The 14150-nt window shown below is 37.7% G+C and carries 9 protein-coding genes and 1 other RNA gene; 7 read left to right on the top strand and 3 right to left on the bottom strand.

Going from position 1 to position 14150, the window contains the following annotated elements; genetic code table 11:
• Positions 1–37: 37 nt before the first annotated feature.
• Positions 38–1996 (top strand): TonB-dependent siderophore receptor, encoded by a 1959-nt coding sequence (locus tag KG732_RS06345; RefSeq protein ID WP_213521610.1) that lies wholly within the window; start codon positions 38–40, stop codon positions 1994–1996.
• A gap of 106 nt (positions 1997–2102) precedes the next feature.
• On the opposite strand, the gene KG732_RS06340 is transcribed toward KG732_RS06345, so the two are convergent.
• Complete coding sequence (locus KG732_RS06340) at positions 2103–2324, bottom strand: hypothetical protein (protein ID WP_366508891.1); 222 nt, start codon at positions 2322–2324, stop codon at positions 2103–2105.
• A 54-nt stretch (positions 2325–2378) separates the two neighbouring features.
• On the opposite strand from KG732_RS06340, the gene KG732_RS06335 reads away from it, so the two are divergent.
• Positions 2379–2774, top strand: a complete 396-nt coding sequence (locus KG732_RS06335) for a nucleoside triphosphate pyrophosphohydrolase family protein (protein ID WP_213521609.1) — start codon at positions 2379–2381, stop codon at positions 2772–2774.
• Between the two features lie 105 nt (positions 2775–2879).
• Here the strand turns inward: KG732_RS06335 and KG732_RS06330 are convergent, their stop codons facing one another.
• Positions 2880–6566, bottom strand: coding sequence for a T9SS type B sorting domain-containing protein (locus KG732_RS06330; protein WP_300980348.1), 3687 nt, complete (start codon positions 6564–6566; stop codon positions 2880–2882).
• Positions 6567–6604: 38 nt separating this feature from the next.
• Positions 6605–7837 (bottom strand): NAD(P)-dependent oxidoreductase, encoded by a 1233-nt coding sequence (locus tag KG732_RS06325; protein WP_213521608.1) that lies wholly within the window; start codon positions 7835–7837, stop codon positions 6605–6607.
• A gap of 701 nt (positions 7838–8538) precedes the next feature.
• Between KG732_RS06325 and KG732_RS06320 the strand changes: the two genes are divergently transcribed.
• The 5 genes from KG732_RS06320 (at position 8539) to KG732_RS06300 (ending at position 14148) form a co-directional block, all read left to right on the top strand.
• Entirely contained in the window at positions 8539–10878 is a 2340-nt protein-coding gene (locus KG732_RS06320) for a T9SS type B sorting domain-containing protein (RefSeq protein ID WP_213521607.1), read from the top strand.
• Positions 10879–10992: 114 nt separating this feature from the next.
• Positions 10993–11391, top strand: a transfer-messenger RNA (tmRNA) gene (ssrA, locus tag KG732_RS06315).
• A 173-nt stretch (positions 11392–11564) separates the two neighbouring features.
• Complete coding sequence (locus KG732_RS06310; RefSeq protein ID WP_213521606.1) at positions 11565–11786, top strand: hypothetical protein; 222 nt, start codon at positions 11565–11567, stop codon at positions 11784–11786.
• Between the two features lie 199 nt (positions 11787–11985).
• On the top strand, positions 11986–12201 hold the full coding sequence (locus tag KG732_RS06305) for a hypothetical protein (RefSeq protein ID WP_213521605.1): 216 nt from the start codon (positions 11986–11988) through the stop codon (positions 12199–12201).
• A gap of 414 nt (positions 12202–12615) precedes the next feature.
• Positions 12616–14148, top strand: a complete 1533-nt coding sequence (locus KG732_RS06300; RefSeq protein WP_213521604.1) for a hypothetical protein — start codon at positions 12616–12618, stop codon at positions 14146–14148.
• Positions 14149–14150: the final 2 nt, after the last annotated feature.

Raw genomic sequence — 14150 nt, 5'->3', positions numbered from 1 at the left:
CTCCTCCAATCTTCTTCCCGAGACTAAAAACCTAAAAATGAAAAAACAAATCATCGCCTTTGGCGCTATGATCGTCTTAGTTGTGTCGGGAAATGCACAAGTGGATACTACAGCAACAAAACTGGAAGAAGTAATCGTTACGGCTTCGTCAAAATTTGACTTACAACGCAAAGACAGCGGTAAACCAGTTATTAAAATCACAAGAGCAGACATCGAAGCACAGCGGGCCTCGAGTATTGCCGACCTTCTAAATCAGTACGCTGGAATAGAAATTAACGGTGCTCGCAGTAATGCTGGGCAGAATCAAAGTTACTTTGTTAGAGGAGGGAATAGCCGTCAGGTTTCTTTCTTAATCGATGGTGCACAAGTAAATGACCCTAGCAATATCGCTGGTGATTTTGATTTAAGGTTAATAGATCTAGATCAAATTGAAGAAATCGAAATTTTAAAAGGAGCTGCGAGTACACTTTATGGAGCTAATGCAAGTACCGCTGTTATCAACATCAAATTGCGAAAAGCACCTACATCTGGAGTGAGAGTGAACCTAGCTTCCTTTGTTGGGACCAATAAAAGCAGCCAGCAAAACACTTCTGGAATAGATGAGTACAACAATAGTGTACAACTTCAAGGAACCGCAAAAAATGGTCTTACTTACGGAGTAGGATTCAATCATCAAAGCACTGACGGACTTAGTGCCGCAGAAAGTGCTGATGAAAATGAAGACTTTGATGCAGACCAATTTAACCGGATTAATCTTTTAGGTCGCATAGGTTATAACAATCATAAGGACTTCAAATTGAGCAGTTATTTGTCTTTTGATGAGTACGTAGCCGAATTTGATAATGGAGCCTTTGCAGATGGCGATAATGAGACCTATAGCCGCCAAATACGCTGGGGAACCAACATGAATTGGAAGTACTCCAAAAAAGGAGAACTGGTTTATGCAGACGTCAGTACCCATACTCGAAGGGATAACAGGAGTAATTCCCCCTCTCTTTTCAATGCTGATGGATATTCCTTAGACCTTTATAATAAATACACTTTTGATTTATCTGAAGATGCTAGTTTAAAAACCATTCTAGGCTTTAATTTCAATAATCAGACCTATGAAGATTTTAGTATCCCATTCGGTGGTACTTCATTCGTTCAAAATGCAACTACAGATGAGGTGAATTTCCAGATTTATGATCCTTATTTTAATGTAGTTTATTTGAGTGGTACTGGTTTTAATGTCAATGCAGGAGCACGCTACAACTTGCACAGTAATTATGATGGACAATTGGTTTACAACCTGAATCCATCCTATAGATTTAATGTTGGTGATCACATCTTTAAGGCTTATGCCAGCTTTAGTACGGCATATATTACTCCGTCATTATTCCAATTGTATGCTAGCGGTTTTGGAAATGAAGACTTAACAGCAGAAGAAAATGCCACTTTAGAAGCTGGAATTTCATGGAGTAAAGACCAGACAAGTATAGGGGTTAGTGTTTTCCAACGAGAAGAAAATAACCTAGTTCAGTTCGTTACCATTGACCCAGTCAATTTTATATCTCAATATCAAAATGTGCAGGAACAATTGACCGCTAGAGGAGTGGAAGTTATGGCGCAAACTCTTTTGTTTGATAAATGGAATTTAACAGCTAATTACTCCTTCATTGAAAGAGATAATGTGCCTCAATTGAGGCGTATTCCTAAACATAAATTGAATGCAAGTGCGAGAATTGAGGCTTTTGAAGGAGCTTTTTTAACGGCAAGATACCAATACAATCATCAGCGTGCTGATGCGTTTTTTGACCTGAACACGTTTAGTACGCAAAACGTAGCTTTAGAAAGCTATCAATTAGTAGACTTGGATGTGACTTATAAATTGAAATCTACAGAAGTTAGCTTTTTTCTAGGGGTGTCTAATGTACTTAATGAGGATTTTCAAGAAGTTGTAGGTTTTCAAACCCGAGGGCGAAATTATAAGATAGGTGTGCGTTTAGGATTTTAAGCTTAAAAAGGATAATAAATAATTAGATAGCAGAAAAGTGCTTCCTGTGGTGTTAAAAAATGAAATCAACATTCAAATAGGCATTGGAATAAATTTTAGCAGTTATTTATTTTTGTAACCCCAATTTAATAGCCACTAGTAGCAAGATAAAAGAAATGAATCCTATTAGAACCCAAAATACTCCTTTATAATTTTTCTGGTGTAAATTTTTATCTTTGAGATACATGAATGAAATAATCACAACAAAAACGATAAAAAAACCTATTCCAAAATAAATTTGACCGCTACTAAACATAGGATCTTTTACAACTAGTGGAAATATATTCATATAAAACTTATTTTTACAAAATTACAAACCAATACTAGCAATAGCACCATAGATATGAAGAAACAAATAGAAAGTGTTCATAAATTTCATACAGCCTTTAAACTTGGTATAAATAGCAATCCCATTGCACATATATCAGAGCGTCGCAATCAATTGAGATTTGAATTGATGAAAGAAGAAAACGAAGAGTACTTACAAGCTGCCCAAAACAACGACCTAGTTGAAGTGGCTGATGCCTTGGGAGATATGCTTTATATTCTTTGTGGAACGATTATAGAACACGGAATGCAGGATGTCATAGAAGATGTCTTTGATGAAATCCAGCAATCCAACATGTCAAAACTAGGCGCTGATGGGTTGCCTATCTATCGTGAAGATGGAAAAGTGCTCAAGGGGCCATCCTATTTCAAACCTAATTTTGAAAAAATACTCCAGAATGCCCTTCAATAAGTAGCGTTTTTTTCGCTTTCGCGAAAGCGAAGCACCTGCAGTTACAAATACAAAAGCGAGTTATTGAAAAATAACTCGCTTTTATTAGTTAAGAAATCTGCTGTATTATCGCTTTAAAGCAAAGTGACCTCGGAAACTTCTTCCGTCAGCTAGTTCTACTAAGTACCAGTAATCACTGGACGGCATAGGAGCTCCATTATAAGTTCCGTCCCATCCCTGACCGGTAGCGCTTACTTGTTTTAATAACTTACCGTAACGGTCAAAAATATAGATACTGGCATCAGGAATCATTTCTACCGCAATGACTTGCCAGGTATCGTGATACCCATCTTGATTAGGAGTAAAATAAGGAGGCCCACCTATAATGACAGCATCCATAGATACGGTACCGCAGCCGTTTTTATCTCGTACATAAATCGTGTAAAATCCTGGATACAGGTTATTAAATCGCTGGCTGTCTTGATAAACAAAGTCATCTAATGAGAATTCGTAATCACCGCTTCCAGTGACAATTGCTGTCAGTGTGTTGGTGTTGACTTCAAACTGTCCTACATCAATGCGTTCTATTACAGCTACATCAGAGGCTACAACACTTACTGTTGCGGTGCTGTCACAACCATCGCTGTTGGTCACCCTTACCGTATAATCGCCACTAGAGGCCACATCAATAGTTTGTGTGGTTTCTCCAGTAGACCACAGGTAGCTAGAGAATCCTGGACCTGCGTCAATGGTTTCGGGAACGCCTGCACAAATAGTATAAGGTCCTTGGTTAGCAATAACAGGTCGTGCAAATACTTCTATTCTAAAAGTAGATACATCATAACAATCTTGATTGGAGGCATTTTCGATTCTTGCATAGATGGTTTGTGATCTAGAAGTGTTGGTATAAGGGAAGCTCAATGCATTGGTGTCGTTATCTGCATCTGTTAGACTGCTGTGATAGGTCACATTGAAGTCTGTAGTGTTTTGACCGTTATAGATGGCCGCATCTTGTGAGCTGAAGTCAAATTCTTCAAAACCATCGTTGCTGATGTCATCACAACCTACCACATCAGTGGCAGTTCCCACTGTAGGCTGCTCACTTACGGTTAAGGTAAAACTAGTCGTATCAAAACAAATAGGATTGGAGATTGCTTCTATTCTTACAAAGATGGTCTCTGGTGTGCTGGTACTACTTGCATAAGCAGTATCGTTCATTATTTGATCTGTTCCCATTCCAGTCATCGCACCGTTTGATGTCGTGTGGTAGGTAATAGTATAATCACCAGCTGTTTGACCATTTAAAACCTCGCTGTTTGCCATACGTAAATCAAATACCTCAGAACCGTCATTTCCAGGATCATCACAAGTGATCCTATCCATCACTGGATTTGCCGTAGGTGTAGGACTGATCACAAATCTAAAAGTAGTGGTCGTGTAACAACTATCATTAGCTGCATTATCGATTCTGGCAAATAAATTAGGTGTAGTGCTATTCACCGCATAAGGGCTGGACAATGGACTTGCATTAGCATCAGCATCTGCTTGAGAGGCGTGATAGCTCACATTAAAATTAGGATTGGTCTGCCCGTTAAGGATGGCGCTATCAAACTGGGATAAGTTCACGTCTTCTGTTCCGTCGTTAGAAGGATCATCACACACAATAATATCTGCTGGAGTTCCTGCAAGTGGTAACGGATCTACAAAAAGGTCAACTACAGCCGTGTCATAACAATTGGTGTTGGCATTGGTTTGTATTCTTACAAAAACTGTTGCAGTACCACTGTTGTATAAGGTAGGTAACGGAGTCGCTCCACCTACAGATCCTAAATCGGCATCTGCTTGTGAGGTAAAGTACTCTATGCTAAAGTTAGCAGCGTTTTGAGTTCCTAACACTTGACTGTCTTGAGTACTCAGGTCAAAATCTTCCAGCCCGTCGTTACTAGCATCATCACAGATACGGTATTCGGCAACGTTATTAGCCACTGCTTGCTCGTTGAGAATGATGGTGATAGGTGTGGTATCAAAACAAGTGGGATTAACTGTATTGTCTATTCTAGCTACAATGGTTGTGGTACCGGTGGTAATGGTAAAAGGACTCGTTAGTCCTGGAGCGTCAGCATCTGCATCTGCTTGATTTAAATGATAAGACACTACAAAAGTAGGAGTGGTTGGTCCATTTAAAACATCAGCATCAAATTGTGTCAGCGTGATATCCTCCGTACCATCATTACTGGCATCATCACAAATGAGTAGATCTGCAGGAGCTGTTGCTACTGGGAAGTCATCTACTATGATATCAAATGATGTGGTGTCATAACAGCTGGTATTGGCAGTATTTTCTATACGCGCATACATGATTTGGCCAGCACTATTGTATAGGTTGTTCACAGGAGTCGCTCCACCTACAGATCCTAAATCGGCATCTGCTTGCGAGGTAAAGTATTCAATAGTAAAATCAGCTGGATTTTGAGTGAGCAGAATTTCTGGAGTTCTAGAGACCAGATCAAAGACTTCAGAATTGTCGTTAGACGGGTCATCACACAACCTGTAGGTCGTTACTGGATTGGCTGCTGGTTGTGTGCTGACACATAATTCAAAATCTGCAGTGTCATAACAAGTAGCGCTGATTACCGATTCCAAACGCGCATAAATACGCGTGCAAATGGTGGTATTGGTAAAACTAGATGGTAAGGGATTCATTTGAGAGTCTGCATCTGCTTGAGAGGTGTGATACGATACTTGATATTGTGTCGGATCCTGAGTTCCTAGTAGGCTTGCATCTAATTGAGACAAGTCATAAATAATAAGTCCATCATTAGAGGCGTCGTCACAAACAGCAACATCCTGTATTAGGCTTGCAGTAGGAGGCGTTCCTACAGCTACAATAAAATCATCTTGAATAACATTTCCACAACTATTAATAATATCTACCGAATAAGTAGTGGTTGTAGTAGGGTTAAAAGTAGGGTTGGCGATAGTAGGATCACTCACTCCAGTTACAGGGGTCCATAAGTAACTCAAACCACCATTAATAGTAACATCAACATTAGAAACCGTATCTCCAACACATATAGCGGTATCATTAAGACTGCCTATATCGTTTGCAAAAGATATATAATCAAAACACACCCGTTGTAGATTTGCAGCACCACCAGTAGAACCCGTAAAACCAAAATAAGTAAAGACACTACCTGCAAAAACCTGATTAATTAAATCCCCTGTATAAGAAAGTCTTAAGCTACAATCAAAGTAAACGCTCATTGTTTCTGTAGCGCCATTCCACTCGATACGCACCGCATGCTCTTGACCATCTTCTACATTATTGGAAGTGGCAGACGCTACAACAGGTCCTGCCAGATTTTGAGCAACACTGTGATTGTTTATTCCTGCCGAAACCATGGCGATATGATCAAAAGTAGGATCACCTAATTGTCCGTTTTGCCACGTATCAAACTCTACTGCAAAAGAATTGGGGATTCCTTCATATCCCATACCGCCACCTAAATTACCAATTACAGGAGTTGGATTATTTTTCATTACAAAAGTGAGTCCATCAGCTCCATTTGCATCATTAGTTCCTAGATAAATTCTAAACTCTATAATAAAATTGGTAAGCATATTGATCCTGTCTGGAGACCACATGGCACCAGACTGACCATTTAAATTAGGTGTAATTTGATAACAGTCATTTCCTTGAGCTGTTGTATTACCTATTAAACTGGGATTAAATTGGGCCGTAACTGGTAAGGCCAACAACATCAAGAACAGAGTTGCTGCAAGCGGTATATTTATTTTAGCATTCATTTTCATACTAAGGGGTAATTTAATTTTGTACTAGTTGTTGCATTCTAAAATTTAGTTTGCTCACCATACACATAATTATGAAGGTAGGCAAATCGTTCTGTTAGCGTTCCATCGCTAGTGGTCATTTGAGCGCGTTCTAAAACGCCATTTTTATCTCCATTAAAGAACGCAGGAATTACGTGTTTTCCAAACATTTCGCCAAATCCTTCACTGGCATCTTTAGGCAATTCACAAGGCAAATTATCTACTGCCATTACCGTTATAGATCCTGGGGTTTTAAAAGGAACCTCTTTTTCGCCTTGAGCGTCGTAACCGTAGATAGGATCTGCTATGGCGCTAGGCCTTATGGTAGAAGCAATAGGGCCATCAATATCACAACTCACATCTGCCACTAGGCTGATTTTAAAATCGGGTTGTTTGGCATCTTCTCGGGTAAAAAGATATGGAGCTTCATTGCCATAAAAATGGCCTGTAATTAACATATCTGATATTTTGGCATACTTGAAAAAATCACTTACCAGCAATTCTGGATGGTTATAGCACTCCGTTTTAGTAGGTCGGTAACCATCCTTACGAGTGTAATAATGATGCACATCTAAAACAGTAAATGTAGTCTGTAAATTTTGAAAATGATCTAACTGCAGGTATTCCTTAGGTTTCAACTCCTTTATCCCAAGCTTCTCCAGCACTTCTCTTATACCTCCAGCTACTTTACCATTCCCTGTCATTACAATATGAATAGCCGGTAATTTGGTTTTGATCTGTGTCAATTCTGCTTTTAGAGCTTCATAATCGGTCAAGTCTTGTACTTTAGGTAATTCAAATAAGCCGTCTCGCAGGCCTAGTGCTCGGAAACCGTTATAAGCCCCTACTATTCCTGCATACCTCCCAAAACCTATCAATCTGGCACCTTTATTATTTACAATGGCTTCATGATCATACAATTCAATTTTTTTATCTAAAACAGCTCTTAATAACGCCTTGTTATACGGTTGCATTTTAATGGTATGGGAAAAGAAAAAGTATTTTTTATTGGGAATTAAGGCTTCTATAGGCACTTCTTTTACGCCTATCATCACATCAGCATCGGTAACGTCTTCCATAACTGCTATCCCATGAGATTGATACTGGCTGTCTGGAAATATTCTTATGGGTGAGGATTCTACTATGAATTCCGCTTTCGCGAAAGCGAGACCTAAGCGGCTCAATTGCTCGGGAGTGAACACCACCCTTCGATCTGGCGGATTCTTCCTTTCTCTTATGATGGCAATTTTCATAGCAACTAATTAAAGCGGCAATATAAGGAAATAGACCTTTAAAATAAACCCTTAATTCATTGGTAGTTCTCAATAATATTTATACTAGTATTACCATTGATTGAACCTCATGCCATCTTGACCTGTAACATTTAAAGAATACCGTCTAGTTAATCTAGGAATTCTCTTGGCAAGTGCAGGATTAAAAATACTCATATGGCCTTATCATTTTCTAGATGAACGTATTTCAAAGAGTTGAGGCGAAAGAATATCGATTATTAAGGGTGTTATTACAGCGCTAGCATTGTAGCCCGAACGCTATGCCCATCGAGAGGGGCTATAACACTACCAATAGAGGTATCAAAGGCAGAGCGAGCTAGCCTTATCAAAGTGGTCACCGTGGGCTTAAGGTTGCCCTACAGTTCTTATTTTAAAAGACCCTGATCATTCTCGTGCGTTTTAAAATTAATCTCACCTACTGCTATACTTAATAGTTCGCTGTATTTTTTTCAAGCAAGACATTTCTAATTCTAAATACGTTGAAGAATCGATGATTTCTTACCATGCTGCACGAACGATTTATAAAGGTTCAAGTGATCATGCAATTCTTAAAAAATATAGGGTGCCATTTTAAAAATTAAGATTTTATTCGGTACAACTTCATGCCGGAGTACTTATATTGGCGACTTTATTTTCCTGTACTTTTTTAAACTTGTAATTTTTTGGATCAAAAGCTTAAATGTACTATCCTTCTTATCTACCTATGTAGTTGGATTCCATTCCAGTCTTCTGGACAAGCAGAGCGTAACAATTGGTATTTTGGAGCATTAGCCGGCGTTAGTTTTAATGGAGGAGGTTTATCTTCATTAAACGATAATGGGATCCTACGCCCTATAGCTTTTGGACAAATTCAAGGTCCTGATAATATTGCCGTAGTTAATGACCCAGCAGGAAACTTATTATTCTATACCGAAGGAAGAGTCTTTAAAAATAGACTTCAACAAAACATGCCAAGTACTCCAACAGACGAGTATGCCTTTAGAGAATCCCAACAAGTGGTTACTCGCAATCCTGCAAATCCCGATCAATACTACCTATTTGTAATTATCCAAGACGGCTTAATGATGCGATTGAGCTATACCATAGTAGACATGTCGCTAGACAATGGATTAGGTGATATCTTATTAGAAAGTGCTCATACGATTGTATTGAACAATGTAGGGCAACAGCTGACTACCGCACAACATGCTAATGGTAGAGATATTTGGGTAATCTGTCAAGGTGATGGCACCTTTAATTCGTTTTTAGTTTCCCCTGGTGGTGTTTCTAGCGTCGCCATTAGGTCTGCTACAGGATTGAGTCCAGTGGACGGGAATTTTAACAATTTTGGCGCCCTACAAACCTCACCTAATAATGAATTAATCGCAGGTGTTTTTCCTGATTTGGGGAAGGTGTTGCTTTTTGAGTTTGATAATCTCACTGGCCAACTCAACGTTATTCATGAAGACGAACCTGTTATTGCGCAACCCTTGCCGCTTACAGGGGTAGAATTTTCTTTAAATAGCGAGTTGCTTTATGTCACCCATAACACAGAAGGCATACGGCAATATGATTTGAGCGATTTAAGTCAAATACCGGATTTTATTACTATAACTCCTCAAACTGGCGGACTGGCATTTTCACATTTAAAACGAGGTCCAGACGGAAAAATATATATAAGCAATAGAGGAACTTCTTTTTTAGGAGCTGTGAACGAACCCAACACCCTAGGTTTGGGATGTGATTATCAGAGAAATGTATTTAACTTCTCATCAGGTGCCCACCTGCTCGACTTACCTACCTTTTTATTGCCAGAGCGTCCAGAAGGAATTTCGTTTCTAAATATTTGTTTAGGAGAAACCACTGAATTGAGATTTGGTACCGATTTTTTTTCTACTAATTACGAATGGGATTTAGGAAATGGGACAACAATTATGGGGAGTGACACCATCAACTACACCTATCCTGTAGCTGGAACTTATACGGTCACCGTGCAAGGTCGGGATCAATTTGGCTCCCCTACTTTTTCTGACAGTAAGGAGGTTAGTATATATGACTCCCCAAACATTGCTCCTATAGAAGATCTTTACAATTGCCTTGAAGACACTGCCATATTCTTTGTTTATATGGAGGATGAAATTTTAGATGGTTTAGATCCTAGTGTATTTCAAGTAAGTTTTTATTTAAATGAGGAAGAAGCATTAGTAAGAGACAACAATGTTATTGAATATACCCCAGAAATAGGTTCTCAAAGGATATGGGTACGTATGGACAACAGATTGAATTTTCAGTGCTATGACATTACTAGTTTTGATATTATCACACCTGAATTTTTTACCATAGCTATAGATACGGAACAATTTATATGCGAAAATTCTGCTCTTACTTTAAGAGCACCTGATGGTTTTGTGAGTTATGAATGGAATACAGGCAGCACCGATCAAGAAATAACTATTAACACTACAGGCGATTACAGACTTACGGTAGTTAAAGATCTGGGGAATTTTACCTGTGAGGCTTCTATTGGTATTGATGTTTCTCAAGCCCCACTTCCTGTTATAGAAATGATCAACATTACTGACTGGACGTCGACTTCCAATTCTATTGAAGTGATTATGGAAGAAGCAGGTAGGTATGAATATTCTTTAGACAACCTTGTTTTTCAACATTCTAACATCTTTACAGAGTTACCTATAGACGATTATCAAGTTTTTGTAAGAGATATAGCTTGTGAAGAGACCGTATTTAGCGAGGAATTATTTCTGTTGTATTACGACAAGTTTTTCACCCCAAACAATGATGGTTTTAATGATTACTGGCAAATATTCAATTCTAAAAGAGAGACAGGTTTGCGCATTAGTATATATAATCGCTATGGAAAGTTAATTGCCATTATTGATCCTCAAGGATCAGGATGGGACGGCACGTACAATGGGATAAATGTACCTTCTTCTGATTATTGGTTTCTGGTAGAGCGACCTAGCGGCAAATCTTATAATGGGCATTTTACTTTAAAAAGATAAAATACTTTTGGCATAGTTTTTACAGTAGGTTTTACGGCAGATGATTATCTTTGTGCTCCATATTTTCAACGATAAGAAACATGGATTTTTTTGACGAGGTCAAGGAAAACAACTGGGGTCGACTGGTTTTGACAGCGAGATCGAGTTAATTGTAAGCATGTAGAGCGCTGGGAAACAGCTCTTAAATCTCATTTTTCAACTTTTTTAAACGGCGAGAATAACTACGCCCTAGCTGCATAATCCGAATCACAGTAGGATAGTGCCTCGGTCTACTAGGTAGACAAGCAGGAAATCTCTCAGAAGCCTTGATTTACGGCGGCTGATTTTGAGATTTCGTAAAAGTAAATCTATTCTTAACAGGGCTTTGATGTTGAGGAGAAACTCAATTGGAGACAAGCGTTACTTTGGTAGTTTCTGACCGGTGTAACGACTGAAATCAAATGGAAACTAAACATGTAGAAGGCCGTTAAATCGCTCGTTTGGACGAGAGTTCGATTCTCTCCGACTCCACAAAAGCCTCTTAATCAATTGATTAAGAGGCTTTTGTATTTTTGGTTGACAATCCAGTTGACAATTTTATAGAATTGTTTATAACATAGATTATCATCTACCACTTCAACGTATCGTTTACAAGATAAGACACAAATTCAATTCTCTACCCTTATCTTAGATCCAAAGAAAAATTTATGTTAACAGCTGAATCTGTCTATCAAATAGCAAAAGAACTTTCTCAAAAAGAACTTATTTTGCTGAAAGCTAAAATAGATACCCATCTAAAAAGCGCTGAAACCTTATCTGATGTTTCCAATAAAAAGAAACAATATTCTAAATCAGAACTCAAAGAAATAATGATATATCGAATCTCAAATGGTTTAGATCTAAAAGATATTATGGATGAATTTGGTTAATTATGAATTTAATTACCTCAATCATAAATCCCTCCTCTACTAACAATTTTCTCATCATAATATTTCATAGTTTTCGTAGCTGATCTTACACCTACCTCTAGCATTGATTTAACATAATTATGTCTCCCCATTATTATTCCATGCTCATAGATTCATTCACTCGATTCTTTTCATCTTATTTTAGACCCAAAGAAAATTTATGTTAACCGCTGAATCTGTATATCAAATTGCTAAGGAGTTATCGGACAAGGAAATGGGGAAACTTCATAAAATGCTAACTACCGATGTCCAATTATATCAATCGCTTAAAAAAGTAAAAAAGAAACCTTCCATATCAATTTCTAGAATTGAAATACGAAGAAGATTACTGACACAAGTTTTTCATGTTGATTTGGATAAAGACATCAGGGAATGAGGAAACCCGTAACCTAAATTAAATGAATAGCATTTTATTTGTTGACCCAATGAACTGTTCAAAATTCCATCAACAACAAAACAGGTATAGAATACTTTAACGAATATCAAGAAGGTTTATTCCTTGTGATAACAAATTGGAAAGGCTCCTATCGCGAAAAGTTAACTTTACCCATATAATATAGTAGGATATGTATTACATTAGGGTTCATATAAATAGTTGTGCGGCATACAAGAAAAGCCTACCGCACAAACAGCACATTTGGTTTTTGCCGACACGCAAAGCCAACGCTGAAAAACCAAAAGAGCTGTTTTTTGCCAACGCTCGACCGAAAATTGAACAGAATACGGGAAACCGTATAAAAAGAAATAGAATGAATAGTATTTTTAGGAACACAAAGCCAACCGAAGAAATATGGAGTTAATACAAAATAACCCTTATCGAATTGCAGGTATTCTCTCAAACGCAACGACAAAGGAACTTGAAAAGCAAAAAGGGAAAATCAAAGCCTACACCAAGGTTGGAAAAGAAATCAAATCTGATTTTGACTTTCATATTCTCGGGAGTATTGACAGAACGGAAGATTCTGTAAACAAAGCATTTTCAAATGTTGAGCAAAGCCAAGACAAAGTAAATTATGCCTTGTTTTGGTTCTTGAATGCAAGTCCATTTGACAACACCGCAATTGAGTATCTGAAAAATGGTGATGAAGCAAAAGCACTTGAAATTTGGGAAAAAGTAACTACTGACAAGGATGTTAATTCCAAAAACTTCTCTGCATTCAACAATTTAGGTACCTACAAACTTTTAAGCAGGGATAAATCTGATATTAAAACAGGGATTGAAGCAAAAATTAAGCTCATTGAATCAGAATACTTTGAAAGATTCGTGCATTCTGTTGCAGATGAAACTTATACAATTGACAATCAAAAACAATCTGAAAAATTGATTGATGAATTGTTGACGCAATTCAAAAATCAATATTCAAGTTCGGAAACAATGCAATTGTTCAACGGATGCAACGGAACTACTCAAAAGTATCTATCCAAAAAATTTACAGAAGAACCATTACACAAAATCGAAAGCCAAATTGAAAGCTGCAAAAAGAAACGAAAAGCAGACAAAGTGAATGCTTATGAATTTGGTTTAAGGCTTTTCACAAATACAAAGGACGACTTATCACTTTTAAAATCATTAATTGGCACTAGCGACTTAAAATACAAGGCAATTGCTGACCAATTGGCAAATGAAATAATGCAATGTGGAATAGATTATTTCAATAAAAGTCAAGAAAATGATTCGAGTGTAGATTTCTTAAAGCAAGCCCAAGAATTAAATGAGACAGCGTTGTCAATTGCGGTTGGAAAGTTAACAAGAGATAGGGCAAAAGATAGTCTTGCCACTCTTGAAGAAATGAAAGACCGAGAGATAGGAAACGCAATTACGCTATTACAATCCATAAAAGATGCTTACGAATCGAACAAGGCAAAAATTGAGGCACAGGTACTAGCAATGCCATTAGGTTACAATCAAACAATTAATTGGACAAAAGTTAATAAAATGATTGAAGAATCCATTGATTGGAATAAAGTAGTGGATATGGTTCTTGAAACAATACCGAAATCCAATGTTGATAAAATCAAACAAGTGACTGATGCTAGTAGATTGGATAAATACAAGTCATTGGTTGACTTCTTAATTGGCAAATTAGGGTTTTCCCAAACCAATAAGGTAAAGTACTTAGCTTATTGGAGAACAGAAGACGCTCTATCTAATGCACAGCTTACAGCAAAGTCATTGCCTATTTGGGCTAAATGGGCAGGCGGGATTGCAGTATTCCTTTTATTGGTCGGATTGATTTGGGGAGAAGAAGGTTTGGAAGTAGTTTTTGGAATATCTGCTTTTTTAGGTGTAATGTTCCTAATAGGATGGTTAAGAAATTTATAATT

It is taken from the genome of Nonlabens sp. (assembly GCF_018401815.1).
Classification (GTDB): domain Bacteria; phylum Bacteroidota; class Bacteroidia; order Flavobacteriales; family Flavobacteriaceae; genus Nonlabens.
Note: the sequence above shows the minus strand (reverse complement) of the source record. Positions and strands in the feature narration are given on the sequence as shown.